Source organism: Mycolicibacterium frederiksbergense (assembly GCF_012223425.1).
Classification (GTDB): domain Bacteria; phylum Actinomycetota; class Actinomycetes; order Mycobacteriales; family Mycobacteriaceae; genus Mycobacterium; species Mycobacterium frederiksbergense.
The window spans coordinates 1,393,204-1,419,760 of record NZ_CP038799.1 but is presented as its reverse complement, the minus strand read 5'-3'; the positions used below and the strand labels follow the sequence as shown (position 1 = coordinate 1,419,760).

General features: G+C 62.3%; 20 protein-coding genes and 4 pseudogenes. 8 read left to right on the top strand and 16 right to left on the bottom strand.

The genetic code is table 11. The features are described 5' to 3' along the window. Positions 1 to 11 precede the first annotated feature (11 nt). On the top strand, positions 12 to 1,757 hold the full coding sequence (locus EXE63_RS09815; protein WP_168141791.1) for a heparinase II/III family protein: 1,746 nt from the start codon (positions 12 to 14) through the stop codon (positions 1,755 to 1,757). A gap of 97 nt (positions 1,758 to 1,854) precedes the next feature. Here the strand turns inward: EXE63_RS09815 and EXE63_RS09810 are convergent, their stop codons facing one another. Next, positions 1,855 to 2,208 carry an acyltransferase family protein gene (locus EXE63_RS09810; protein ID WP_234904429.1) on the bottom strand — a complete coding sequence of 118 codons (354 nt, stop codon included), beginning with the start codon at positions 2,206 to 2,208 and terminating at the stop codon, positions 1,855 to 1,857. A gap of 82 nt (positions 2,209 to 2,290) precedes the next feature. Then, positions 2,291 to 3,598 carry an IS256 family transposase gene (locus EXE63_RS09805; protein WP_168141789.1) on the bottom strand — a complete coding sequence of 436 codons (1,308 nt, stop codon included), beginning with the start codon at positions 3,596 to 3,598 and terminating at the stop codon, positions 2,291 to 2,293. 385 nt (positions 3,599 to 3,983) lie between these two features. Between EXE63_RS09805 and EXE63_RS09800 the strand changes: the two are divergent. The 4 pseudogenes from EXE63_RS09800 to EXE63_RS09785 form a co-directional block, all read left to right on the top strand. Further along, a pseudogene (locus EXE63_RS09800) lies at positions 3,984 to 4,644 on the top strand (helix-turn-helix domain-containing protein); the annotation flags it as partial. A 56-nt stretch (positions 4,645 to 4,700) separates the two neighbouring features. Then, a pseudogene (locus tag EXE63_RS09795) lies at positions 4,701 to 5,361 on the top strand (helix-turn-helix domain-containing protein); the annotation flags it as partial. A gap of 57 nt (positions 5,362 to 5,418) precedes the next feature. Continuing rightward, a pseudogene (locus EXE63_RS09790) lies at positions 5,419 to 6,805 on the top strand (ISL3 family transposase). A gap of 3 nt (positions 6,806 to 6,808) precedes the next feature. Then, positions 6,809 to 7,552 (top strand): annotated as a pseudogene (locus EXE63_RS09785) (ISL3 family transposase); the annotation flags it as partial. Here EXE63_RS09785 and EXE63_RS33455 read toward each other — a convergent pair. The 12 genes from EXE63_RS33455 to EXE63_RS09725 all read right to left on the bottom strand — a co-directional run bounded on the left by EXE63_RS33455 (position 7,458) and on the right by EXE63_RS09725 (position 21,714). Then, positions 7,458 to 8,066 (bottom strand): acyltransferase family protein, encoded by a 609-nt coding sequence (locus EXE63_RS33455; protein ID WP_168141786.1) that lies wholly within the window; start codon positions 8,064 to 8,066, stop codon positions 7,458 to 7,460. The pseudogene EXE63_RS09785 and the gene EXE63_RS33455 overlap by 95 nt on opposite strands. Next, a complete protein-coding gene (locus tag EXE63_RS09775; protein WP_168141785.1) occupies positions 8,063 to 9,403 on the bottom strand; it encodes an O-antigen ligase family protein in 1,341 nt (446 codons plus the stop codon). Before EXE63_RS09775 ends, EXE63_RS33455 begins: the two co-directional genes overlap by 4 nt. Beyond that, positions 9,400 to 10,686 (bottom strand): lipopolysaccharide biosynthesis protein, encoded by a 1,287-nt coding sequence (locus EXE63_RS09770; protein ID WP_168141784.1) that lies wholly within the window; start codon positions 10,684 to 10,686, stop codon positions 9,400 to 9,402. The genes EXE63_RS09775 and EXE63_RS09770 overlap by 4 nt, the downstream gene beginning before the upstream one ends. Before the next feature lie 19 nt (positions 10,687 to 10,705). After that, complete coding sequence (locus EXE63_RS09765) at positions 10,706 to 12,031, bottom strand: glycosyltransferase (protein ID WP_168141783.1); 1,326 nt, start codon at positions 12,029 to 12,031, stop codon at positions 10,706 to 10,708. Between the two features lie 28 nt (positions 12,032 to 12,059). After that, positions 12,060 to 13,319, bottom strand: a complete 1,260-nt coding sequence (locus EXE63_RS09760; protein WP_168141782.1) for a nucleotide sugar dehydrogenase — start codon at positions 13,317 to 13,319, stop codon at positions 12,060 to 12,062. 58 nt (positions 13,320 to 13,377) lie between these two features. Next, complete coding sequence (locus EXE63_RS09755) at positions 13,378 to 14,847, bottom strand: tyrosine-protein kinase domain-containing protein (protein ID WP_168141781.1); 1,470 nt, start codon at positions 14,845 to 14,847, stop codon at positions 13,378 to 13,380. An 81-nt stretch (positions 14,848 to 14,928) separates the two neighbouring features. Continuing rightward, positions 14,929 to 16,641, bottom strand: a complete 1,713-nt coding sequence (locus EXE63_RS09750; protein ID WP_168145488.1) for a DUF4012 domain-containing protein — start codon at positions 16,639 to 16,641, stop codon at positions 14,929 to 14,931. A 214-nt stretch (positions 16,642 to 16,855) separates the two neighbouring features. After that, on the bottom strand, positions 16,856 to 17,317 hold the full coding sequence (locus EXE63_RS09745) for a hypothetical protein (protein ID WP_168141780.1): 462 nt from the start codon (positions 17,315 to 17,317) through the stop codon (positions 16,856 to 16,858). A gap of 796 nt (positions 17,318 to 18,113) precedes the next feature. After that, complete coding sequence (locus tag EXE63_RS09740) at positions 18,114 to 18,500, bottom strand: hypothetical protein (RefSeq protein ID WP_168141779.1); 387 nt, start codon at positions 18,498 to 18,500, stop codon at positions 18,114 to 18,116. A gap of 565 nt (positions 18,501 to 19,065) precedes the next feature. Beyond that, on the bottom strand, positions 19,066 to 19,986 hold the full coding sequence (locus tag EXE63_RS09735; protein ID WP_168141778.1) for an endonuclease/exonuclease/phosphatase family protein: 921 nt from the start codon (positions 19,984 to 19,986) through the stop codon (positions 19,066 to 19,068). 49 nt (positions 19,987 to 20,035) lie between these two features. Continuing rightward, positions 20,036 to 20,920, bottom strand: a complete 885-nt coding sequence (locus tag EXE63_RS09730) for a cyclopropane mycolic acid synthase family methyltransferase (protein ID WP_168141777.1) — start codon at positions 20,918 to 20,920, stop codon at positions 20,036 to 20,038. Positions 20,921 to 21,294: 374 nt separating this feature from the next. After that, positions 21,295 to 21,714 (bottom strand): DUF5313 domain-containing protein, encoded by a 420-nt coding sequence (locus EXE63_RS09725; RefSeq protein WP_168141776.1) that lies wholly within the window; start codon positions 21,712 to 21,714, stop codon positions 21,295 to 21,297. A 76-nt stretch (positions 21,715 to 21,790) separates the two neighbouring features. Here EXE63_RS09725 and EXE63_RS09720 point away from each other — a divergent pair, with 76 nt between their 5' ends. Genes EXE63_RS09720 through EXE63_RS09710 form a run of 3 tightly spaced genes read left to right on the top strand, consistent with a single transcriptional unit; the run spans position 21,791 to position 24,281 of the window. Then, positions 21,791 to 22,165, top strand: a complete 375-nt coding sequence (locus EXE63_RS09720) for an ArsR/SmtB family transcription factor (protein WP_168141775.1) — start codon at positions 21,791 to 21,793, stop codon at positions 22,163 to 22,165. Beyond that, positions 22,162 to 23,820, top strand: coding sequence for a SulP family inorganic anion transporter (locus tag EXE63_RS09715; RefSeq protein WP_436277744.1), 1,659 nt, complete (start codon positions 22,162 to 22,164; stop codon positions 23,818 to 23,820). The genes EXE63_RS09720 and EXE63_RS09715 overlap by 4 nt, the downstream gene beginning before the upstream one ends. Then, positions 23,817 to 24,281 carry a MarR family winged helix-turn-helix transcriptional regulator gene (locus EXE63_RS09710; RefSeq protein ID WP_168141774.1) on the top strand — a complete coding sequence of 155 codons (465 nt, stop codon included), beginning with the start codon at positions 23,817 to 23,819 and terminating at the stop codon, positions 24,279 to 24,281. Before EXE63_RS09715 ends, EXE63_RS09710 begins: the two co-directional genes overlap by 4 nt. A gap of 7 nt (positions 24,282 to 24,288) precedes the next feature. Here the strand turns inward: EXE63_RS09710 and EXE63_RS09705 are convergent, their stop codons facing one another. After that, on the bottom strand, positions 24,289 to 25,185 hold the full coding sequence (locus EXE63_RS09705) for an alpha/beta fold hydrolase (protein ID WP_168141773.1): 897 nt from the start codon (positions 25,183 to 25,185) through the stop codon (positions 24,289 to 24,291). Further along, on the bottom strand, positions 25,182 to 26,534 hold the full coding sequence (locus EXE63_RS09700; RefSeq protein WP_168141772.1) for an ABC1 kinase family protein: 1,353 nt from the start codon (positions 26,532 to 26,534) through the stop codon (positions 25,182 to 25,184). The genes EXE63_RS09705 and EXE63_RS09700 overlap by 4 nt, the downstream gene beginning before the upstream one ends. Positions 26,535 to 26,557 lie beyond the last annotated feature (23 nt).

Sequence of the window (26,557 nt, the reverse complement as noted above, 5' to 3'; positions counted from 1 at the left end):
TGACCCCTCGCATGGCGGTGTTCCAGGTGAAGCGAATTGTGCGGAACAAAGCTGTCCCGAGGTTTGCCAATCTTTACGAGCAGTCCATTCGTTCTACAGCAGCTGATTTGCCAGTTGTGCTTGAGTGTCACAATGTGCCGACGGCACTCGCGTCCTTTGTCGGTCAGTTTTACGCTCACACACCCAGCGAACTTGATGACGCGGCAGGCGGAAAGTTCGAAATCTTAGGTCGCACTGTCGACTTCGAATCAATAGAGGCGATCGACTGGTGCCACCAGCTACCGGATGAGCGCGACATCCACCTCTGGCGCATGAAGCTTGGTCAGCTTGAAGTTGTCCACTCGTTGGTTGCTAGTGGAGATCCTGCTCACCAGCGAATCGCGATCGCCTTGCTATCCAGGTTCGGAAGATGGCGAAGTTTTGCAGAGCCTGACGCTTTCGCAGTCGGCTGGTCACCCTACTGCGCTTCGCATCGGCTGTTGGCGCTGGTGAGTGGCGTGGCGATCGCCATGCAGCAGGATAACCTTGCGGAGGATTTGCGCGTACCTCTTGCCGCCTTCGCCCGACTCGATGCTGGTTTCGTCTGGCGGAACATCGAGTACGAACTGCGCAATAATCATACGGAACGAAATCTTGCAGCACTTTGCCTCTATCACCTTGCTGCCGAATCAATTTCGCCAAAGCAGGCCAAAGTTCTTGACCGGGAAACCAGCCGGATAATCCGGGCCACTGTCTTGGCGGATGGTACACAAGTCGAGCGGTCGGCGATGTATCAAGGCCTGACAGTTATGTCCCTGCGAATCTTCGCGTCATGTCCTTTCCTGTCAGCGGCTACACGAAAACTCGCGGCAGAGCGCGGCGCGGCAGCGGAGCGCGCATGGTTGTTCTTGACCCATGAAGACGGCGACATCGCGCTCTTCAACGACAGTTGGATCGGCGAGGTACCTGCGCCTGGTGGACTCCTCCACAAGAAAGTCGACGCCGACGCAGGTGCGCTTGCAAGTGGAGGCTATCAACGACTCTCCTCCGGAGGGCTATCCCTCATTATGGATTCCGGGGCAATAGGGCCGCGATGGAATCCAGGTCATGGGCATGCCGATTTCCTGGCACTTGAAGTGGATGTCGACGGGTGTCGTTTCATCGTTGACCCTGGTACCTCGCTGTATTGCACGGGGCGGCAGCGCGACCGCGATCGTGGTGCTGCCCGCCACAACGGGCCGTTATACGTGGGGTCAGAGCCAGTGATATTCGCGGATTGCTTCAAAGTGGGCCGGTACACCCGTGCTGTTCCTATACCGCAGACGACGTTATCGCACCTATCGGTCCCTGCGATTGGAGGACGCGTAAGCACCGCAGACGGCCAGTGCAGCCGCCTCGTCGCGGCGGTTCCAGGCGGTGGTGTGCTCGTGGTCGATCGGTGGAGCAAGCGAAGTCGCGCTGGAAGGACAACGCTACTCATTTCCAGTGAGTGGGTCATTGGCACAAAAGACCCTTCGGAATTGACTGCTCAGCGGGGGAGGTACTCAACGCGGCTAGTGGTTGTGAATGGAAAATTGGCACTGGACACCGATACCTGGAGTCGGCGTTACCTCCAGGTTGAAGAGGCGACAGCTGCAGTTCTTTCGCCGGTATCAGACGGACTAGGCGGTCAAGTGCTGGTCTTCGGCATTGGTATCACCCGAATCGAGGAGGCCGAAAGACTGTACGGCGAGATTACACGAGGGAGCGCCCAAAAAACTGAGCCGCGATGGCTGTAGAAAACAAACTCTCGCTCTGGAGCTTTGGGATCTTCGCTCGCCACGGTTGAGATGACGCCGCACCTCGTGATGGCAGGCAGGCGCGCCGGCAGCCATTCTATGTTGTGGGGTGTCCGCCGAATCTCTTGCGTACCCGGGCAAGTCGCTTTGTGGTGAGGCGGTACGCGATGTCCGCGATAATGACTGTAGATACAAGCGCGACAGGAACTGCAAGTCCGCGAGTCGGTATGACAAGAAGTACGAACATCAGAATCGGATAGTGCCATAGGTAGAGCTCGTAGCTAATTTTTCCAAGATGTGTGATCGGCTTAAGCTCCAGTAGTCGTCTGAGCCAGTCGTAGTTGTATGCGAATACGACGCCGAAAAAGAAGATCCCGATTCCGACATTTTGAAATGAGTACTTCCAGGCGATTTCATAGGACTCGGACCAGTGCCAGGTCGCTGCAAGCATGACGGCGACCCCGCCAAAGGCGAGTAGGTGGCCAGTCAGACGGCGCGTTGAGATATTGTCAAGACCTGTGGATGAGGTTGTTTCAGGCGACCTCGGTTTCGGTTGATTCGTCGCTCTCGGCGGGTGTGATGCCAACGGGCCGTTCGAGTAGCTTGCCTTTGTGGAACACCGCGCCGGCACGGACCAGCGCGACCAGGTGTGGTGCGTTCACGGCCCGCCAGCGGGCTTGGGCAGCGTCGATCAGCTTGTGGGCCATGGCAATTCCCGCCGCGCGGGATCCGGGGCCCTTGGTGACCTTGGTCCGCAACCGCACGGTGGCGAAAGTCGACTCGATCGGATTGGTAGTTCGCAGGTGGATCCAATGCTCGGCCGGATATTTGTAGAACTCCAGGAGCACATCGGCATCATCGACGATCTTGGCGACCGCTTTGGGGTACTTGGCGCCGTAGTCGACCTTGAAGGCCTTGATCGCGACCTGGGCCTTGTCGATATCCTCGGCGTTGTAGATCTCCTTGATCGCGGCCAACGCAGCTGGGTGCGCTGATTTCGGCAACGCAGCAAGCACATTGGCCTGCTTGTGGAACCAGCAGCGTTGCTCCCGGGTGGCCGGGAACACCTCCCGGATGGCCTTCCAGAACCCCAACGCGCCGTCACCGACGGCCAGCACCGGCGCGGTCATCCCACGACGACGGCAGCCCCGCAGCAGATCCGCCCACGACTCGGTCGACTCCCGGTATCCGTCGGCCAGGGCGACGAGTTCCTTGCGGCCATCGGAGCGCACGCCGATCATCACCAACAGGCAGAGCTTCTCCTGCTCGAGGCGGACCTTGAGGTGGATGCCGTCGACCCACAGGTAGACGTAATCGGTGCCCGAGAGGTCACGCTCGCCGAAAGTCTTCGCCTCGTCCTGCCATTGGCTGGTGAGCCGGGTGATCGTCGTGGCCGACAGTCCGGCGCTCGAGCCGAGAAACTGCTCCAGCGCCGGACCGAAGTCACTCGTCGAGAGCCCGTGCAGGTACAGCAGTGGCAGCACCTCGGTCATCTGCGGGGACTTGCGTGCCCACGCCGGCAGGATCGCCGAGGAAAACCGTTGCCGCTCACCGGTAACGGCGTCGATGCGCTTGTCGTTGACCCGCGGGGCGGTCACCGTGACCGCACCCGCGGCGGTGAGGATGTCACGTTCGTGGTGATAGCCGTTGCGGACCACCAGACGCCGACCGTTGTCGTCGACCTCACCGGCATGGGCGTCGACGTAGGCGGCTACTTCAGCCTGCAGTGCCGCCGCCAACATCTGCCGCGCACCGTCGCGGACGATCTCATCCAACAGCGACCGACCAGCACCGCTGCCGTTCTCGTTGGCTGATTCCGCGTCGTGAACTACCGTGAGCATGGGCGTACCTTCCCAACCAGCGCGCCAACGCCGGTCTTGATCGAGATCCTGTTTCCGTGATGATCATCCTCGGGAAGGTGCGCCCACTTTCACGCCACCTCGCCGAGGCTCATCCACAGGTTCTGATCATTGCTCCGGCGCGTTGGAGGTCGTAGTACTCCCGCGGACAGCAGAAGAGTGAGCAGTACGCCGCAGGCGATCGAGTCCAGTCGAGTGAAGGTGAAATGATAGTTGAATTCGTCAGCAAGTTTTGTATCTAGTACTGAGGCCGCCCATACGCGGAGCGCTAGTGGAGCGATGATTGCGACAACCATGAGCGCAATTCGCGGCTCTTCCGACTTGATGGGGGTCTGGTGTGACCGATTGGGTTCGTGTCGGTGACTGATTGAGGGCTCGCGCCCTTGTCAACTGGGTGTTCTCTACGCATCCAGAGCAAAGGCGCGAGCATGTCTGACAATAGTGGTTCCCTGCTGCTTGGACTCGACGGCATCACCGTGGAGTCCGTGCAGGTCGATGACAGCGATGTCCGCGTCGTTCACGTCGGCACAGCGCTCGAGTGGGTCGGGATCTGCCCGGACTGCCGAACCAGATCGTTGCGGTCGAGGGGTTGGGTCACGACTCGGCCCCGAGACGTCAGGATCGGTGCGGACCGGCCGTTGATCGTGTGGCACAAACGGAAGTGGTTGTGCACCAACGCCTCCTGCGGTCGGAAGTCGTTCACTGAGTCCACGCCGTCGGTCCCGCCGCGGGCGCGGGTGACGGTACGAGCCAAGGCAGAGATGGCCCTGGCGGTCCTCGACGACGACCGCTCGGTCACCGCGGTCGCCGCCGCGTATGGCTGTAGCTGGAACACCTGCCATGACGCGGTGATCGCCACCGCCGACCCGGTCCTGGCCGGTGAACCGCCCCCGGTGCGGGTGCTGGGCATCGATGAGACCCGCCGCGGGAAGGCCAAGTGGGAGACCTGCTCGGAGACCGGGGCCCGCGCGTGGGTGGACCGCTGGGACAGCGGCCTGGTCGACATCACCGGCACCGGCGGGTTGCTGGCTCTTCCGACTTGATGGGGTCTGGTGTGACCGATTGGGTTCGTGTCGGTGACTGATTGAGGGCTCGCGCCCTTGTCAACTGGGTGTTCTCTACGCATCCAGAGCAAAGGCGCGAGCATGTCTGACAATAGTGGTTCCCTGCTGCTTGGACTCGACGGCATCACCGTGGAGTCCGTGCAGGTCGATGACAGCGATGTCCGCGTCGTTCACGTCGGCACAGCGCTCGAGTGGGTCGGGATCTGCCCGGACTGCCGAACCAGATCGTTGCGGTCGAGGGGTTGGGTCACGACTCGGCCCCGAGACGTCAGGATCGGTGCGGACCGGCCGTTGATCGTGTGGCACAAACGGAAGTGGTTGTGCACCAACGCCTCCTGCGGTCGGAAGTCGTTCACTGAGTCCACGCCGTCGGTCCCGCCGCGGGCGCGGGTGACGGTACGAGCCAAGGCAGAGATGGCCCTGGCGGTCCTCGACGACGACCGCTCGGTCACCGCGGTCGCCGCCGCGTATGGCTGTAGCTGGAACACCTGCCATGACGCGGTGATCGCCACCGCCGACCCGGTCCTGGCCGGTGAACCGCCCCCGGTGCGGGTGCTGGGCATCGATGAGACCCGCCGCGGGAAGGCCAAGTGGGAGACCTGCTCGGAGACCGGGGCCCGCGCGTGGGTGGACCGCTGGGACAGCGGCCTGGTCGACATCACCGGCACCGGCGGGTTGCTGGCTCTTCCGACTTGATGGGGGTCTGGTGTGACCGATTGGGTTCGTGTCGGTGACTGATTGAGGGCTCGCGCCCTTGTCAACTGGGTGTTCTCTACGCATCCAGAGCAAAGGCGCGAGCATGTCTGACAATAGTGGTTCCCTGCTGCTTGGACTCGACGGCATCACCGTGGAGTCCGTGCAGGTCGATGACAGCGATGTCCGCGTCGTTCACGTCGGCACAGCGCTCGAGTGGGTCGGGATCTGCCCGGACTGCCGAACCAGATCGTTGCGGTCGAGGGGTTGGGTCACGACTCGGCCCCGAGACGTCAGGATCGGTGCGGACCGGCCGTTGATCGTGTGGCACAAACGGAAGTGGTTGTGCACCAACGCCTCCTGCGGTCGGAAGTCGTTCACTGAGTCCACGCCGTCGGTCCCGCCGCGGGCGCGGGTGACGGTACGAGCCAAGGCAGAGATGGCCCTGGCGGTCCTCGACGACGACCGCTCGGTCACCGCGGTCGCCGCCGCGTATGGCTGTAGCTGGAACACCTGCCATGACGCGGTGATCGCCACCGCCGACCCGGTCCTGGCCGGTGAACCGCCCCCGGTGCGGGTGCTGGGCATCGATGAGACCCGCCGCGGGAAGGCCAAGTGGGAGACCTGCTCGGAGACCGGGGCCCGCGCGTGGGTGGACCGCTGGGACAGCGGCCTGGTCGACATCACCGGCACCGGCGGGTTGCTGGTCCAGGTCAACGGCCGTGCCGCGCAGCCGGTCACCGACTGGCTCACCCAGCGCGACCAGGCGTGGAGGGACGGCATCGAGTTCGTCGCGATCGACATGTCAGGGGCCTACGCCAAGGCCGCCCGCGAGGCCTTGCCGCACGCGAAGCTGATCGTGGATCGCTTTCATCTCGTGAAGAAGGCCAACGAGATGGTTGATCGGGTTCGCCGCCGCGTCACCCAGGCCTACCGCGGCCGCCGCGGGCACAAGAGCGATCCGGAGTGGATCAACCGCCGCCGGCTACTGCGCGCGGCCGAGCGTCTCACCGACGATCAACGACACACGCTGTTCGAGAAACTGACCTGCGCGGACCCCAACGGGGACATCGCGGCGGCCTGGATCGCCAAGGAGCTGCTGCGAGACGTGCTGGCCTGCACCGACCGTGGCGGTCTGCGCTATGAGATCCGTGACGCGCTGTACCGGTTCTACACGTTCTGCGCGGCGTGCTCGGTGCCCGAGATCGTCAAGCTCGCCGAAACCATCTCAGCGTGGCAGGAACCGATGATCCTGGCCATCACCACCGGGCTGTCCAACGCCCGCAGCGAGGGCTTCAACAGAATCGTCAAACACGTCGGCCGCATCGCGTTCGGATTCAGAACACCAGACAATCAACGCCGCCGCGTACGGTGGGCCTGCACCCGCCAATCACGGCGAGCGCCATCCAGAACCAGGCTCCGCCCCTGCTAAGTCGGAAGAGCCGGGTTGCTGGTCCAGGTCAACGGCCGTGCCGCGCAGCCGGTCACCGACTGGCTCACCCAGCGCGACCAGGCGTGGAGGGACGGCATCGAGTTCGTCGCGATCGACATGTCAGGGGCCTACGCCAAGGCCGCCCGCGAGGCCTTGCCGCACGCGAAGCTGATCGTGGATCGCTTTCATCTCGTGAAGAAGGCCAACGAGATGGTTGATCGGGTTCGCCGCCGCGTCACCCAGGCCTACCGCGGCCGCCGCGGGCACAAGAGCGATCCGGAGTGGATCAACCGCCGCCGGCTACTGCGCGCGGCCGAGCGTCTCACCGACGATCAACGACACACGCTGTTCGAGAAACTGACCTGCGCGGACCCCAACGGGGACATCGCGGCGGCCTGGATCGCCAAGGAGCTGCTGCGAGACGTGCTGGCCTGCACCGACCGTGGCGGTCTGCGCTATGAGATCCGTGACGCGCTGTACCGGTTCTACACGTTCTGCGCGGCGTGCTCGGTGCCCGAGATCGTCAAGCTCGCCGAAACCATCTCAGCGTGGCAGGAACCGATGATCCTGGCCATCACCACCGGGCTGTCCAACGCCCGCAGCGAGGGCTTCAACAGAATCGTCAAACACGTCGGCCGCATCGCGTTCGGATTCAGAACACCAGACAATCAACGCCGCCGCGTACGGTGGGCCTGCACCCGCCAATCACGGCGAGCGCCATCCAGAACCAGGCTCCGCCCCTGCTAAGTCGGAAGAGCCCAATTCGCGACCGCATGGATTTGAAGAGTAAGAGCGCTGGTGGAAGTAGGAGATAGAAATGCTCCTCTACCGCTAGGCTCCACAAAGGTTCGATCGCCTGGTATCCCTCCGGCCAGCCCCATACAAGCGCGCCGAATTTAACTATATTGCCCAGATAGACGAATGAGAGGGCGATCTGAATTAGCGAGAAATCGGCAGGATAGAAAATGAAGAGCAGGGGGACGCACACCACTCCCATAAGCAAAAGGGGCGGCAGCAGTCTTATGAAACGCCTTATGTAGAAGGGCTTGAGTAAGATAGGGCGATTGGACTTATGTTCTTCCGCCAGCAGTAATCGGCTGATCAGGAAGCCACTGATGAAGAAAAAAATCGACACACCGAGGCCGCCAGGAAGCACCATGACGACTTCGTAATGCCGGATTACTACGATCAATACGGCTAAAAGACGTAGGCCATCCAAGCCGTATACATATCCGAATCGCGCGACCGGACTATTGATCATTTTTCCCTAGGCGGAGCAGGTCTATGCTGAGAAATTTTCGAATCAGCAGTTAGTGGCGCTACCCTTGCCCGGAAGTAAGGGCTCATCATAACTCCGATTAAGACCCAGAATGGTGGCCACGAGGCCCCGAAACTGTTGGCCCAAGTTGTGATAAGTACAGCGACTGCGATCGCTTTGAATGGAATTTCAGATTTAACTGCGAATCCGAATACGACAAAAATGTAGGCAATTCCGATGATGCCAAATTCCAGCATGATTACCGCGAAATGTGAAACAGGTGATTGGCTCAACGTCGCTGGGACGGCGGACTCGTAGTAGAGGTTTAGGTCGAGGGTGTTCCCGAGTGAATGGCGCGAGTAGACGCCTGGAGCCTCGTTTACGAACGCGCCAGCGCCGTATCCTCGTAGGTCAGTATCCACCATTCCCAGGAATCCGACGGCGTTGTGCGCCACCCGGTAGGACAACGTCGTGTCCATCAGGGCATTTGGTGAGTAAAGCGCCGTCCGTAAGAGATCAATGCCTCTAACAGTGCTTGACGACACGGCCCCCAACAAAACGAACGCGGACAAAGCCACAAGGATTGCAGCCACTATCTGTGCAGGCCTACCGTAGCGGCCTGGCGGTCGCGTTAAGAGGTAGAGGACCCCAATTAAGGCAAGACCCAAATAGCCGGTGCCGGACTGCGACAACAGGGCGCCGGCAGTCGCCACCCACAAGGGCCACTTCTCTGTGGCGACGCCTTCCTCCACCAGACGACGCCGAGTGATCATGCAAAGCACCAACATGACTGCCATCGTGAATCCGAAGTCCGTCGCTTCAGGTGCAAGGCTTGATGTGCCTCGCTCCGTGGAATCGACGACGGTGGGTACCAAGGGAGTAACAAGGTCGAAGTACAGGCTCGAACTTACGTACCGCAGCACCGCGAACAACAGCCATAACGGAAGCGTGAGTTTGAGCGCCTTCCAAAGTGTGGCCGGCGTTAAGTGCTGTCCAGCAAGGAAGATTCCGGCGCTGAGCAGGAATGCTGCGGAACGGCGGAAGTAGGTCTCGAGCTCGAATCCCTCGCCGGCGTAGACGAAGAGCATGAACCAAAGCGCGAAGGCCAGGAGTATCCACTGAATCGTTGAAATCCGCAGGCCGGTCGTCAACACTTTGACGGCGACCCACCCCCAAGCGAGCAAGGCCGCCCACGGCTGAATCTGAGATGGTGCCGACAGCGGACCCAAGTTGATATAGGGCAGGAAGCATGCCGCCATTACGATGGCCAGCGGTATGTCGAGGTCTCGGGCTGTGCCCTGTGTTTCGAAGCTGTCGAGCGTGCCTGCTGCGCGGGTCATCCGTCACCTCCTATTCTCGAAACTTGCCGGCTGCGATTGCGGCGTATCAGGGATGTAGGAAGAACGGGGTGAACCCAGATTCCGCTGTGCCGCCGCACTAACACGACCATCGCAGCGAACACGACGAAGGTATAACCGACCTGGACCCATGCCATCGCTGTAACTCCCTGGTGCGCGGCCACAATCAACGCTGCCGTGGCGAGCGGCACTGCAATAAAGAAGATGCTGACGACTCGACGCTCTTGTCCGGTCATCTTGAGGACTTCATCGACTGGACCGGCTGCTGCTTCGATCACGATCGCAATGAGCAGTATCGTCAGTAGCGTGGCGGCTGGCGCAAATGTGCTGCCGAAGGTCGCTGAGATCAAGGTTTCACCCATCGGGATACTAACGGCAAGAGCGATGATCGAGACACACAGTGTGGCTGTTGCGGCCTTTCCACACGCTAGTTTTATTGCGTGTCGGTCCTGCCGTTCGAAGGCACGTGCGATCGCCGGACGTATCGCGAATCGAACCGCCGCCATAATGGCTCCGATCGCGACGGCCAGCCTGCTGGCGGTGCCGAGGTATCCTGCCTGCGCAGGTGAAAGCAATACGCCCGCAATAAATATCGGCAACCATAGCCCGGCTGCATACAGCGCGCGGGCAAGTGAAAGTCGGATTCCAGTCCTGGCCAGCTGGTTGATATCACCGCGACTCGGCCGCCGCGGTCGTGTTCGTTTGAACGCGACTACGACTGCAGCGATTGCAATAATCAAAGCTGCTGCGGACGTGGTCGCGGCCACTCCTGTGAGTGTTGGTTCTCCCGAAGCCAGCACGTAGGGTGCGGCACTGAGCGCCAAGCTGATGTTCACTGCCGGATAGAAGAAGAATGCGCCGAGCGTCTCAGATCCGGTTCCGAGTAGAAGCTGGGCCGAATTAAACATCAGTCCGTTTGCGATGAAGAAGGCAACTGCAAACGCGAGCACGGTACTGGTTGGAACAGACAGGGGCAGAGACAGATAGAGCAGCGATCCGATAATTGCTACTCCGAGAGCACAGCCGATGCTCACCAACAGCACTGCGCCGGCTAGAGGTTTGACAGCGTCGGCGTTGCGCCTCTCCGCCAGTCGGGAAGCATCACGGACGAAACTCTCCGACAGCCCAAAGCCGAGCAGGAAATAGGTAGGCAGCACTGCGCTTAATACGAGCATGTAGCGGCCGTAGTCCTCGGCGCTCAGATTCCGAGCGAGAACCAGCAGAATTCCGAACTGAAGCGCGATTCCGCTGTAGCGCAGTGCCACAGTTTGCAGCATTGAAGCTCTACCGTTGACTGCGTTGTCTGACAGCAGAGTGGGCTCTCTTGTCTTGCTTTTCGTCTAGCGCAATGTGGAACTCCGACTCCAGGTCCAAGAAGTGCTTCTCCCAAGTCCATTCGGACAGGACGTAACTTCGTGCCGCTGATCCCAGTCGCTCGGCCTCGTCTCGGTCCAGCAGCAGACGAACGACCTCGGAGGCAAAGGACTTAGGGTTATGGGCAATCACCAGCGCTTCCTGGGGAGCGCGAACTCCCTCATTTGCGACTGCTGATGCGACAACGGCCTTGTTGCACGCCATGTACTCGATGAGCTTGTTCTGCATCCCGCCTGCCGCGAGCATCGGATTGACGCAAACTTGGGCAGACCGGATCAGCACTCCGACATCAGGCACTGTTCCCGTGACCCAGATCCCGTCATGTCCATCAAGTTCAAGGATTTTGGGGGACGGATCTCGTCCCTGCACGACGAACGTGGCTTCCGGAACTTGGGCCCTAACCAGCGGCCACACGTGCTTGACAAACCAGAGCACCGCTTGGATGTTCGGCGGGTACAACATCGACCCGGAGAAGATCACGCGGCCGGGAACAATCTCGTTTGGCACAGCCGGCACGTACTTGTCGGTGTCGGTTCCGTGCGCGCCGTACACCCAATTGTCGATCTCTGACTTGCCTCGATTTCGGCACTGTTGTTTGACCGCTTCGACATCTGCTGGCCCGATCAAAACGACTCGGTTGAAATCCTGCCAGACCCTTGATTCGAAACGGCCCATCAATTGCGTCTCTACCCTGTACACCAGGCGCTTGAATCGACCTGGCTCATATCGGGCCATCCTCTTGGTGTTCAGAGTCTGTGACAGCTGTAACGCCAGGAACGAGACGGTCCTCGGATCGTATTTGACCCATCTCGGCACGGCGGATGAGGTGCGTGGATAGTAGCAGTAGACGATGTCGTATTCATCAGAACTGATCGCCTGTTCGAGATCGCGATTCATGGCTGTATTGCGGAAAATACTGACCTGGAACGGCAGAAGCGACAGCGAACCGAGGACCAGGCCTGCTGCCTTCGATCGTCGTGGCTGCGGGTAGATGTGCAGAGCCCGACATGACCGCTTCAGCCAGCGTTCTTGGTCGACATCCAGCTCGCCGTCCACTGCGAGCGTGTACAGGTCAACGACGTGCCCTCGGGCAGCAAGGAAACTAATGAGGTGCGCCACTGTCATCTGGTCGCCGCGCATCATTGGGAAAGGGATCCTGCTGTATACCAGAGCAATACGCAGCGGCTGCGGTGTAGCGTCGCACTTCATTGCGCGCGGCAACTGAATCTCGCTCAATGTGCTCTCCCTTCCTACGGTTGAGTTGCTAGGCCAGCCGATTGATGTCGACTACGCGGCTTGCCGTCAGCGCGTAGTCGCCGGCAGAACTCCGCGAATCGATGACCAGATCCCACGCGGTGTTCTCGACAATCGCTCGATCGACCAGCAACTGTCGGATGAACGGTGAGTTCGACAGGACGCCGAGGTTCTGACCCATCAGATTCTGGGGTTCGACGTGTGGGTCAAAGATGGACAACTGATATCCCGCAGTCAGCAGCATCCGGGCAAGGTCGACATTCGGGCTCTCGCGGAGGTCGTCACTCTTGTTCTTGAAGGCGATACCCAACAGAAGAACTCGCGCGCCGTGCGCTAAACCTCTTGTCGAATAGTCAAAGAGGAAGGATTTGTGCGCCTCGTTCGACGCCACAAGCGAATCGATCAGGTGGGTATACCCTCCCGCGATCCGCGAAATATGCTGCAGAGCCCTTACATCCTTTGGAAGGCACGACCCCCCGAAAGCGCCGCCGGGGCGAAGGTAGTACGGCGAGATGTTGAGCTTCGTGTCGGAGACGAAGATTCTGTGTACTTCCGCAGCGCTGATGTCCAATTGGGCGCACACGCGACCGATTTCGTTCGCGAACACCGTCTTGAGCGCATGGAATGTGTTGTCCACGAACTTGGTTATTTCACTTTCGCGGTACTTCACATAGAAGGTGGGTGCATCGATGCCGACATTGATCTTGTCGAGCGTGGCGCATGGCTCACCAGTCTTGGTGCCAATGACGATCTTTGGTGGCGCGAAGAAGTCTCTGACGGCCGTCGACTCGCGCAGAAACTCGGGGTTGTAGACGAGTTCGATCTCGGGAGAGCGGTCGCCAAGCACACCATCAATGATCGGCTGTATAAGTTCTTCCATGGTCCCCGGGCGTATGGTCGACCGGTAGGCGACCGTAACGTTGCCGCGTGGATTTGCTTTCACGATCTCTGCAAGTTGACGCGAAACTTCGGCGATGAACGTCATGTTGTGTGAACCGTCGACCGCGCTTGGTGTGCCTACGCAGACTATGACGAGTTCACATTCAGCAATCTCTGGAGTGAGCGATGTATTTGCCGTAATTCGACCGTTCGCGCGTGCCTCGGCTATTAGGGCGTCCACCTCGGGTTCGGTTACCGGAGACCGTCCGTCGAGTACGGCTTCGACCTTCGTCGTGTTCGGATCAACGCCGATGACCTCGTGCCCTTGACTAGCTAGGCACGCGGCGGCGGTGATGCCGACATACCCCAATCCTAGGATGGCGATCTTCACCGGCTACTCTCCGTTTGTCAGGCGGCTTGCGGACTGCGATAGAGCGATAACGTCCTGCCTATTCGGCTGATTCGCGTTTGCGCTCATCTGAGATCTGCTCTGCAACATCGGTGGTAGGCGAACCTGTGGTCAGCTCGGCTGGCGCCGCGATAGATTTCCGCGGGCGATGCTCAGGTTCGTCGCCGTAGTACTTGTAGCTGTAGTTGTACGACGAACTGCCGCGTGTCGGGACCATCGTGAACATGGACCCCAGCAGTTGCGCATCGACATCTCGGAGACTGCCTATGGCGTGCGTCAGCTGCTCGCGCTTTGTCCGACCGTAACGGGCGATAATCAAAACGCCGTCGGCTCCCGCCGACAGGATCGCAGCATCTGTAACTGCAAGCAAAGGAGTAGAATCTACAATCACGTAGTCGAACTCAGCCCGCAATTCGTGGAGAATCTTACGCGCAGACTCAGAACCCAAAAGCTCGCTTGGATTGGGCGGGATCGCCCCGGACGTCAGCACGGACAAGCCGGGAAACTGCGTCTTTTGGAGTGCTTCGGATAGCGAGACCTGTCCGCTAAGCACGGTACTGAAGCCGACCGTGCCCACAAGGTCGAGATACTTGTGCAACATCGGCCGACGAAGGTCACCATCCACGAGTACTACGTTGTGCTCGGCCTCTGCGAGAGAAAGCGCGAGATTTATTGCGGTGGTCGACTTTCCTTCAGCCGGCATGGAACTGGTTAGAACGATGACACGCGGTGGGCTGTCGACTGCCAAGAATTGCAGGTTGGTTCGGGCCTTGCGGAACGCCTCCGCGATAGGCGAATTGTCCGAATCGAAAACAATGGCTGGGTCTTTGCGACGCTCCTTGTCGAGCGGAACGCTGCCAACGATGCCGGATCCAGTAATCTCTTCGAGAGTTTCGCGCTTCTTAACGCTGCTATCCAGCATGTCGCGGAGGAGTGCTAAACCAAATCCAAGCACGACGCCGAGTGCCAGACCCATCGCGATATTTCGGGTGGTCTTGGGAACCACAGGTGTGGTGGGAATTGAGGCACGCTGTTCAACAACAACACGTGAGTCTGGTATGGAGCCGTCTTCCGGAGTTTCTAGTTCCCGGATCATCGTTACAAATTCGTCGGAGAGAGTGTTGGCAATATCGCGCGCCTGCACAGGTGATTTGTCGTTGACGCGAACATTGATCAGTACGGTATCTTGTTTTGAACTTGCCTTCACGTTTGCCTGTAGGTCGGCTGCGGTCATGTCGAGATCGAGCTTGTCAATGGTTCGCTGAGCAAGAGTTTCACCCATAAGTAATTCGGCATAGGAGATCACGCGCTCCTGCGAGAAGCGATTGCCTTGATAGGTCTCAGCAAGTGAAGAACCCGCAGTAGTTGAGACGAACAGTCGCGTCGAGGCTTGGTATAGCGGGGTTGTTAACAAGGTATACGCAACTGCGGCCGCCAGTGTGACCGCGATGGTTACGCAGACTGTCACCCACCGGGAACGAAGAAGCTTCAAGTAGTCGTGCAAGTTCAATGCGACCCCTCCATCACACGTCACTTCGACGTTTGTAGTCGATCTGACGAGCCCGCTTTTTGCATTGTGCGACTTGATTATTTAGGAACATACGGGGACCGATACTACGGGAGCGAGGGGGTCCACAAGGGGCTGAATCGGTACCCGAGGCTCGCCTGGGTTTGTGGGCTCTGACAGTCGAAAGGTCAATTCGCCAGACTGGCCCGGCGGAATGGCGACCTGGACCTCGAATGTTGGGTGATTGCGTTCTGTTCCAGTGAAGACCGAGATTTTCTCTCCGTTGGAGAGCGCGCTCTCAAGCGTTGCTCCCGTGGTTCCGAGGAGCCGAACCGAGGTGATCATGGAACCGCTCGGCACGTTGAGCGGAAGCTCCGGATTAACGCCCGGCGATCCCGCCACGTAGTCGGGAAGCGGCGAATCCGGTGTTGCATTGGTCAACCGCACGGTGACGGTCGACATCCTGGTCTCGCCATCGCAGTTGTCGGCCACGTACTCGATCTCTCGTTCGAGGTAGTAGTCCATCTTGTTGCCGCCCAGATTGTTGATGACGACTTCGGCGTAGGGTGCGGCATCGTCGGGGACGATGTGTGCCAGCGGCGTCTGCTCGAGCAGCTCTTGTTCCCCAGGCGCCGCGCTCCAGACAGCGACGCGGCCCTCTCCCGCAGCCTTTCCCAGCGCCGAGAGCAGTGCTCGGGGTGAACCCGACGAGGCGGTCATCTTCTGGACGACCGCGCTGGCGATGTCCTGCAAATACTGTTTGCGGGCCGCCTGATCGGCGGGAAAACGAGCATACGCAGTGGATTCGGTCAGTTCAACGACGTTATCTTTAGTGACTTCCTCGCCGTCGGGCATGATCACAGGCCCTATTGCGCCCAGCACGTAGCTCAAAGCGAATGGGTCCAGAGCGATCACTCCGTCGACATTCATCCCAGTCTGCTGTGCCCACATGGATTTCCAGATCTGCGCAGCATAGGGAAAGTGTGAGCTCAGGTTGCTGTTGCGGAAATCTCCGAACGGATTGGCATACCCATATGTCTCGTTGAACTCAGCGCCGAGATCGACGGGAGTGAACTGCATGTCGAGGTCGGTGTTTGCGCCGAGCGTATCCACAGTGGCGGCACCGTTGTCGAATCGCAGGACGCCGAACCCGCCCAGTAGCCCGCCGGTCCCACGCGCCTCGGCATTGGTCTGGAAACCCATGAAGTATGTCCGGGGGCCGTCGGCACCCATCATGGATGGAGCGAGACGCGCCGCCAACGCGGTGTTCTCCAGCAGGCCGGTTATCTCGGCGGTCTGATCCTGCAACTGGGCGCGCGCATCGCGAAGGACCGCAACATAGCTAGGATCTGAGATCGCTTGGGCCTCAGCATCGAGTCTGTTCGCAGCCTCCGCAAGCTGGCTGAGATTGGGCTCTTCGGATCGCAGCAGTTTCACGTCGACACGGCTGCCGTCGATCAAGCGATCTGGTGAAAGCGCCGTGCCGGCCTCTGCAGCGGGTCTGAGGACGTCGGTCGCCAGGCCGAGGACCACATCGGAGATCTGCCGCCCGGTCTCGAAGGGGCTGCCGAGCCAAGGAATAGCCGACGCGATGCTCCACGGAAGGGAGTGGGTGGCATCGCGTGCCTGCTGTGCGTTGAACTGCGCGTGGTCGGCGAAGCGCACTGCGTCCTGAGAATTGCCCTGCTCCAGCGCTTCTTTGGCCTGCTGCGCGTTGGTGCGCGCGGCTTCGAGACTGCCTTTGGCATCCACGCCGTTCTTGGCGAGCCAGCCACCTAGAGCGGCCGCCACTGCCATCGCCACCAAACTGCCGATCAGTACTTGTTTCCGGCGACGAGTGAACACCACCCCGAGCTTGGGATGGTGTTCGTCGTGATCGTCAGCTTCGGGCCGACGGTCGTCACCGTCGGAGTGTTGAATTTTCTGCACTCAGTGGGCTTCCCTATGAAATCGGCGCGGACCCGGGCAACGGATCCGCGCCGATGAAATCAGATTCGGTGCAGAGGTCAAGCTAGTTGCAGCCTCGTCCGACGGAAACGGTTGTGGTGCCGTACGGTCCGACCTTCACCGATCCGCCCAGGACGCACACTTCGAAGTTGAGATTCTGGGTGAACCAGCCATACACCGGCTTGAGGAATCCGGGGATCAGGCTGATCGGGGTGAACACCAGGACGTCGGCCCGCGGGGGTGGCGTCGGGTTGGCGCGCCCGATCCACCACAGATCGTTCTGGAAAATGCTTTGGATGATGCTGCCCGGCGTGGCATTGGCCGACTGCAGGTTGGCGGCGGCCATTGGTACGCAGGGTGTGGCCGCGGTCGGCACGCACTGAGCCGCCCCGATCTGTGAGCCGACAGTGCTGACGGCGAAGGTAGTGGTGTCCGCCTGGGCGACGGTAATCGGCGTGAGCGTTGCTGCGGCGGCCATGGCGCCGGCGGCGAGGCCGATATTTATCTTGCGAGCGATCGCTGACATTTGTCCCCCTAGTACGGGCCTGAAGTTGGGGAAAGCATTACATGCTGTGACGACGCTGTCAATAACATCGCCGCAGCTAGCGGGCTATGTTTTGTCCCCAGCGGAGGTAACGCCACGTTCACGTTCGGGCAATGGATTCACGCAAATCCGGCACACCTAACGAGCGTGAATACTCGCGCCGACGGTGGCTGTTCCTGTTGTTTGCCAAAGTTTGCTGATCGGTGTCAGGTATTCGCGGTGTGGATAGCTGCATCCGTAGCTGTGATTGAACGTCAGTGCGTGCCTTACCTGCACGCTTCTCGGATCATGCGAGGTCGTGGTGTTCGTGGCCAGCAATGGCGGATCACCAGAACCGTCGGCTCACAATTAGCGCCAGGCTCGGTGCCGCAGTGGTTGGCTGTTGCTTTATTGACGTTGCTGTAGATCGACGGTCGCGAACGTAACAATCGGAGAGCGCCCCGAAAGGGCGCATCCCGCAACGCTTCGGGGCGGTTGCGGCGAGTCCCGTTGTGAACGGCGTAGATTCAGCACGTGTCCAGCGAGAGATGTCGGTGCGGCCATGACAGAGCCGCGCATGAGCACTATCGCCCGGGGTCGGATTGCGCACTGTGCGCGGCGGGGCAGTGTCGCGCATATACGGGTTCGCGCGCAGCATGGTGGCGATCGTTGTTGTCCGCGGGCCGGCGCAAACCAGGCAGCGGCAAGGGCCGATCGTGAGGATCGCTCGGTAGGAGCGCGATTCAGCTATGGGCCAACAGTATTGGCGCGAGGTGGTGGCCCACCACGGGGCTGCCGGCTAGTTGCAGCCGCGACCGACGGAGACCGTCGTCGTCCCGTACGGCCCCAGCGTTGCCGTGAGGCCGAAGACGCAGACCTCCAGGTCCCAATTGGCGGTGAACCAGCCGTAAAGCGGCTTGAGAAAACCCGGCACCAAGCTCATGGGCGTGAAGACCAGGATGTCGGACCGGGGCGGCGCATTCGGGTTCGCGCGGCCCAGCCACCAGAAGTCATTCTGGATGAGGCTGTCCGGGAAGGTGGGGTCGGCCGCCGCCACGGCGGCGGCCGTGGGCAACCCGATGGGATCGCACGGCGTAGTCGCACTCGGCACGCACTGCGCGGACCCGACCTGCGAACCCAGCGTGCCTGCGGTCGCGATGCCGGTGTCTGCGTTGGCGGTGGTCACCGGCGACAGCGTTGCTGCGGCACAAATGAGACCCGCAGCGACCCCGGAATTGATTTTCAGAGCGATGGTAGACATTTTCCCCCTCAGTGCACCGAAAAGATGGGCTGGACATTACCGGCTCCGAGTCCTCTGTCAACGCGTTTGCGCAGTACAAGGCAATATTCTTAAAATTCGCGCTCCCTCTCCGCATTCTGTTCGGCACGCATTGTCCGCGTTCGAATTGCGCGTGGAAAGTGCCTCAATTCGCTGGAAACTGCGCGCCGGAGCGAGTTTGGCCTTGTCGATGTGTGTTCGCTGGCGGGCGGCCGTAGCCGCAGTCGGGTGACGCGAAGTTTGCTCGAATTGGCAGATCCGTCGATTGAGGCTGCTACAAGGGTTGCGGAACGGACGGGCGGTTCCGCTCAAGCCGGTCGTTTGCTACATCGCGGCGGCCGCCGAAGCTGGCGGCAACGGTGCGCGGTCGTTCGTTACGAGGTCTCATATTGACGTTGCTGTAGATACTCTTCGACGGCCGAACCGGCGCCGCGGCGCCGACTACCCTGTCGGCCAACCACATTCGTTGAACTCAGTGCAACACCACGGTCGCGGCCAGCGCCAGGTGATCGGAACCGGCCACCTCCACGGTCCGCAGCGACGTCACGGACGCATTGCGCGTCATGATGTGGTCGACCGCCAGCAGCGGCGGGATGATGACATTGCTCGGGTGGGTGCGGGTCAGGCCGGCCCCCGCCTGCGCCGCGCCGTCGCGGTAGCCGTCGCGCAGAAGTTGACGGAATTCACGGACGTCGGGCGTGGCGTTGAGGTCGCCCCCGACGACGACCGGGCCGTCGGGCGGCAACTCGTGCAGCGCCGGCCCCAGTCGAGCGATGTCGCTGCGCCAGGAATCGAAGGCCGAGCGCGGCGGCGGCATGTGGGTGGAAACCACCGTCGTCGCGAAGTCGGTGTCGGGCACCTGGACCCTTGCGTAGATCAACCCGCGGCTGAAACTCTCGTCGCTTCCGGAGGTGATGATCGGGTACCTGCTCCACAGCCCGACGCCGGCCGCCCGCTCCCGCGGTCGCAGCGCCGAATGGGGAAAGTCCCGTGCCAGGGCGGGGGACAGGGCCGCGGCGAGTTCGGGGGTGAGCTCCTGCACGGCGAGGATGTCGGCGTGCTCGGCGGCCAGCGCGGCTATCGCCGCGGGCTCGGCCTCACCGAGCAGCAGGTTGGCCGAGACGAACCGCAGCGTGGTCCCGGTATCGGGGTCTGGGCTGCCGATGTACCAGGGCAGCTGCACCGCCAGCACCGCGACGGTCAGCACCGCGGCGACCGACACCAGCGTCCAGTGCCGGGACAGCGCGAACGCCAGCGCCCCCAGCGGCGCACCGAGCATCAGGTAGGGCGATAGCGCGGCCATCACCAGCAATGCACGGTTGGTGGCCGGCACGTACCGGGCCACCAGGGCGCCGGCCGCGAGCAGGAGCAGTAGCACGCCGACGATGCGCATCAGCGCATGTCACATCGAATGCGAATACCGCTGCCGCGCAACGGAAAAGCTATGGCTTGGCGTAGGTGACCAGGCTGACGTCGATCGCCTCGTCGACGAAGTAGTACTGGCAGCCGGTCAGGTATCGCATGTAGTCGTTGTAGTGCTGCTCGCCGGCCGCGGCGATCGCCTGGTCCTTGTTGTGCTCCAGGCGGGCGGCCCAGATGCCGAGGGTTTTGATGTAGTGGTTGCGCAGCGACATCACCTCGGGAACGGTGAAGCCGGCCTTGATGCCGTGGTCCACCATCATCTGGGTGCTCGGGATGCGTCCGCCGGGGAAGATCGTGTCGATCATGAACTTGGCGAAGCGTGCCAACTCGAAGGTCAGTTTCTTCCCGCGGGCCGCCATCTCGTTGGGGTGGTAGCCGCAGCTGCTCTGGATGGTCATCCGGCCGCCGGACGGCAGGCTGTTGAAGCAGGTCTGGAAGAAGGCGTCGTAGCGTTCGAAGCCGAAGTGTTCGAACGCCTCGATGGAGACGATCGCGTCGACGGAGCCCACGAACTGCTCCCAGCCCTCCAGGCGCACGTCGAACTTTCGGTCGGTGTCGATCTTGCTCAGGAGCTGCTCGCAGTACGCCTGCTGGTTCTTGCTCAGCGTCAATCCGATGACGTTGACGTCGTACTTCTCCATCGCGCGCTGCAAGGTGAGTCCCCAGCCGCAGCCGACTTCCAGCAGCGTCATGCCGGGCTTGAGATTCAGTTGGTCGAGGTGCTGGTCGACGTTGGCGATCTGAGCCTCGGACAGCGTCACGTAGGGCCCGGTGAAGTAGGCGCAGCTGTACTTGCGGGTCGGATCCTGGAAGACGCCGAAGAAGTCGTCCGACAAATCGTAATGAGCCTGGATGTCCTCGAAGTGAGGCCGCATATCCGCAGTACTGGTTGAGTTGTCAGACATGGAAGCGATTGCCCTTCTCGATGGTGCACTGCGGCGTCCACCGGGTGCGGGTGTCCACTCGGTGGAGACCTTACCCGCAGTGAGCCCGGTCACTCGGGACGCCTGCAGCGTGTCATAAATCCCAGCTCGGGCCACGTCTTGACCGTCGGTGGAGTCGAACCTTCAGTTGTCGTCTAATACGTCGTCATCGTGAGCCGATCATCGTCGATGCAGCCCCCGGAAGCCCGTTCCCGGACTTCGCTCTTAAGAGACTGTAGCGCCTCGGCCCACAGGTCCAGCCTCCGCGCGGGGTGCCGGCGAGACGGGTCACGGTGAACCCGAACCCAGCGGGCGCAGCGTGCGCCTCGCCCTTCGCGATCGAGGGCTGCGAGATGTCAGATGTCGTGGCTGCCGGCGGGCCCCGATCGGGGTCCATAGCGTTCGGCGTAGGCCTGGTGCACGTGCGCATTGCGTTCCCGCGAGATCGCGTCGACGAGGTAGGGATTGAGGCCGTGCTTGGCCAGCATGTGCCGGCGCCACACCTTGTTCAGGGCGTGGGAGAAGAAGACGAACGGGATGAAGATCGGCAACGTCATGCTCACGTGCAGGTACAGCGACATGGGGATGAACCAGATCGGAGCCAGGATCGCGATGGCCGGCACGGCGACCCGGCACATCATACGGATGGTGGCTCCCGGGCCGGCCAGGTCGTTGGCCACCCATTGGCGCATCGAATCGGGCAGGCGTTTGCCGTAGCAGTAGGTGATGTACTGCCACGGCCGTGGCGTCGTGGGGGAGCTCTGATCGGTCCGCATTTCGGCGAGCTTAGCTCTTGGTATGATGGATTGCGAATTATTGCAATCCATCAAGTTGTGAGAGTGGTGACGGGTGATGGACAGCTTGTCCGGGGGTCCCGAACAGCCGTTGTACGAGATCAAGGCCAATCTGTTCAAGGCGCTCGCGCACCCGGCGCGGATCCGGGTGCTGGAGATCTTGTCCACCAGCCCCACCCCGACACCGGTGAGTGCGATCCTGTCCGACAGCGATATCGAGCCGACGCAGCTTTCCCAGCACCTGGCCGTCCTCAAGCGCCACCACGTGGTCCGCGGACAGCGGGTCGGTAACGCGGTGTTCTACGAGCTCGCCCATCCCAAGATCGCCGAGCTGCTCGTCATCGCCCGGATCTTTCTGACGGACACGCTCTCCGCGCGACGCGACCAGCTCGATGTCATCGGATTGCTGCCCCCCATCGGCACCTCCCCGTGACACCCCGCGCCCTCCGCGACCGGGTGCTGCCGCTGCTGCCGCATCGCCGCGACTACGCCGGGCTGCAACGGTCTTGGCGACGCGACGTGCTCGCCGGTGTGACCGTCGGGGTGGTGGCGCTGCCGCTGGCGCTGGCGTTCGGGATCAGCTCCGGGGTGGGTGCGGCGGCCGGTCTGGTGACCGCCGTGGTGGCCGGAGTGGTGGCCGCCGTCTTCGGTGGCTCGCATGTCCAGGTGTCCGGGCCGACCGGCGCGATGGCGGTCGTACTGGCCCCCATCGTCGCCCAGTACGGGGTGGGCAGTGTCGCGGTCGTGACGGCGTTGGCGGGCGTCATCGTCGTCCTTGCCGGCGTCAGTGGGCTGGGCCGATCGGTGACCTTCATCCCGTGGCCCGTCATCGAGGGCTTCACCCTCGGTATCGCGGTCATCATCTTCCTGCAGCAGATCCCCTCGGCAATCGGACAATCCGTACCGGAAGGCCAGCGCCCCCTGGTCGCCGCGGCGCAGGTGCTGATCGACGCCGACGCCGCCACGATCCGCCCCGCCCTCGTGGTGGTGGCCGTCGTCGTCGTGGCCATGGTGACCCTGCCGCGATTGCATCCGGCGATCCCGGCGTCGTTGGTGGCGGTCGCGGCCGTCACCGTCCTGGCATCGGTGGCGGGTATGACGACCGCCCGCATCGGGGTGCTGCCCTCACAGCTGCCGACCCCGGTATGGCCGCAGGCAGATATCGCCACGGTGCACAGCCTGCTGGGGGCGGCACTGGCCATTGCGGCGCTGGCGGCCATCGAATCACTGCTGTCGGCGCGGGTCGCGGCCACGATGTCGGAGGCCGGCAGCTATGACCCCAACCGCGAACTGGTGGGGCAGGGCCTGGCCTCGGTGGCCTCCGGGCTGTTCGGCGGCATGCCGGCAACCGGCGCGATCGCGCGCACCGCGGTCAACGTCAGATCCGGTGCGCGAACCCGGATGGCGGCGATCACGCACTCGATCCTGTTGCTCGGAGTGGTGTACCTCGTCAGCGGCCCGGTCGGTGCGATTCCGCTGGCGGCGTTGGCCGCGGTGCTGATGGTGACGGCGGTCCGGATGATCTCGTGGCGGATCATCGTCAGGATCATCCGGTCCAGCCGTGCTGCCGCCGCCTCGTTCACGATCACCGCGGTCGTCACCGTCTGCTTCGACCTTGTGCAGGCCGTCGAGATCGGGATCGTCGTGACGGCGGTCTTCGCGCTGGCCGCCGTGGCGCGGCGCAGCGGTGTCCGCCGCGAGGACCTCCCGTACCCCCATCAGCCCGGCGATGAGCACATCGTCCTGCTACGGCTGGACGGAGCGATGTTCTTCGGTGCGGCGGAACGTATTTCGACCGAGATTCTCGATGCTTCCCACGCGGAGGCGAGGGTGGTGATCATCGCGCTGTCCCAACTCGGCATGCTCGACGCCACCGGAGCGCACACGCTGGCATGCATCGCCGAGGAACTCGAATCGCGGGGAATCACCGTCATCATCAAGGGCGTCCGACCCGAGCACCGGGACCTGCTCGCCAACATCGGCATCATCGCCTCGCTGCGCCACGAGAACCACCTGATCGAGACGCTGGAAGAGGCTGTCGCGCATGCCCGTCGGCACGCCACCGCCGGTATGCGAGGCGCCCCGTGACCGAGAGCGGCAATTTCCCGGCGACCACCGATCAGCTGGCGGCCTGGCGTGCGCTGTACCGCGCGGATTCGCTGCTGGTCGCCGCGCTCAACGAGCACCTGCGCGCCGGCGTGGGCATCGTCTATGTCGAACGCGAGGTCCTGGATGCGTTGCACCGCGCGGGCGGACGGCTGCGGATGGGCACCTTGGCTGCCGAGCTGATGATCTCGCGCAGCGGCACCACACGGCTGGTGACCAGGATGGAGAAGTGCGGCTGGGTGCGACGAGAATCCGTGCCGGAGGACCGCAGGTCGACGTGGGCGGAGCTGACCGACGCGGGACGCGATGTGCTCCACCGGGCGCAGCCGGTCGTCGACGCGGTGGTGGCCACGTTCTTCGGCGGGCACGTGTCGACGGTCGCCCTCAAGACCTGCGCGCTCGCGCTGACGACGCTCACCGACGCCAACCGGGGCTCGGGGTGAGGGCGCCTCAGACCGAGAAGTTCGACTTGAGCTCGCCGATGATGTCATCCCAGAGCGGTTCTGGCAGTTCATGTCCCATGCCGTCGAAGAGCACCAGCCGTGCCCCGGGAATGGCCCGGGCGATCGCGCGGCCACCGGACGGGCGCATCAGCTTGTCGGCCTTGCCGTGGATGACCACCGTCGGCGCACTGGTCTGACGGTTGTAGGGCAGCAGGCTGCCGCTGCCCAGGATGGCCGCGAACTGCCTGCCCACCCCGGCCGGGCAGTAGGACCGCTCGTAGCTCTCGATGGCGTCGGCGCGCGCCTTGTCCTCGGGCACCGGGAAGCCGGGGCTGCCGATGATGCGCGTCATCCGGATCGTGTTCGCGATCACCGCGTCCCGGCTGGTGTCGGCGGGCTTCTGCAGCAGCGCCAGCAGCTGACGGGGGCCCGGCGGTGGCAGCAGCGCCCGGTTGTTGGAGGAGAAGATCACCCCGAGAGACCGCGTCCTGGCGGCATGCCGGGCGGCGAACACCTGGGCGATCATCCCGCCCATCGAGCCGCCCACCACATGCGCCCGGTCGAGTCCGAGGTGGTCGAGCAGCGCGGCGGTGTCATCGGCCATGTCTTCCAGGGTGTAGGCGGCCGGGCTCTTGACGCCCACGAGTGAGCGCGCCATCCGGGGGATCAGCGGGGCGCCGCTGTGCGCGCCGGGCAGCTTCGAGGACAACCCGACATCGCGGTTGTCGAAGCGGATGACGCGCAGGCCCTGGTTGACCAGCTTCTCGCAGAAATCCTTGCGCCACAACACGAGCTGCGCGCCGAGACCCATGATCAGTAGGACCGCCGGGTCATCCTCGTTGCCGAAATCCTCGTAGACGATGTCCAGATCGCCGGACTTGGCGGTGCCGGTGCGGGCAATCACTCCTGGCCCGCCTTGTGCTCCCTGCTGACCTCGACCATGAAGTTGGCGAAGTATCCGGTGAGCTGCGGGTCGCTCATCATCTGCCAGCGCGGCGCGAGCAGCTTCATGTACCGCTCCACGTAGAGGAACTGCTTGCCGATCAGCACCAGCTCACGGGGCAACTTGACGTCATAGGCGTCGGCCAGCGTGGAGAGCTGCTTGCCGATATCGGCATAGCTCATATCGCCCAGCGACGACATGGTCAGCGGGGTGGCGAACTTCTCCAGGTCCTTGGCGGCCTGGGCCTCTGGTTTCACGGTTCCCACCGCGCCCATCATCACCACGATCTTGCCGGCCGCCGCGTGGTCCTTCTTCACCAGCAGTGCGTGCACGAGTTCGCGCAGCAGCCAACGGGTCCGCGGATCGATGCGGCCCATGATGCCGAAGTCGAAGAACACGATCTTGCCGTCGTCGTCGACATACAGGTTGCCGGCGTGCAGGTCGCCGTGGAACAGGCCGTGCCGCAGCCCGCCTTCGAACACGCTGAACAGCAAGGCCTTCACCAGCTGCTCGCCGTCGAAGCCCTTCTTGCGGATGGCCGCGACATCGTCGACCCGCACCCCCTGGATGCGCTCCATCGTCAGGACGCGTTCGCTGGTGAGGTTCCAATACACCTGGGGCACACGGATATTGGCACCCAGCGGAGAGGCGTGCATGTGCGCCACCCAGGCGTCCATGGACTGGGCCTCCAGCCGGAAGTCCAGTTCCTCGGCCAGGTTGTCGGCGAAGTCGGCCACCACGTCCTGAGCAGAGAGCCGCTGCCCGAGCTTCGCGAACTCGACCAGACGCGCCCCGCGCTTGAGGATCTGCAGGTCTGCGGCGACCCGGCGGCGGATACCCGGTCGCTGGATCTTGACCACGACCTCCTCGCCCGAATGCAGCGTCGCATAGTGCACCTGCGCGATGGAGGCCGAGGCGAACGGCTTTTCGTCGAACGATTTGAACAGGTTCTGCGGGGTGTCGCCCAGATCCTCTTTGAAGAGCTTGTGCACCTGTTGCAGATTGGCCGGCGGTACCCGGTCCAGCAGACTGCGGAACTCCCGGCTCAGCGGCTCCCCGAAGGCGCCCGGGCTGGACGCGATGATCTGCCCGAACTTGACGTAGGTGGGTCCCAGATCGGCGAAGGTCTGCGGGATCTGCTTGGCGATCTTCTGCTGCAGTGAACCCTTGCCGATCAGGTTTCCGGCCACTCGGGCACCGGTGCGGGTGATCTGCCAGCCCGTCGCGCCGATGCGGGCGGCCTCGACCGGCAGCGGCACCCGATCCAGCCTTGCGGGCTCACGGTGCTTGGTCTTCGGCGTAGAACTCATCCCTGCAGTGTCTCAAAACCCGC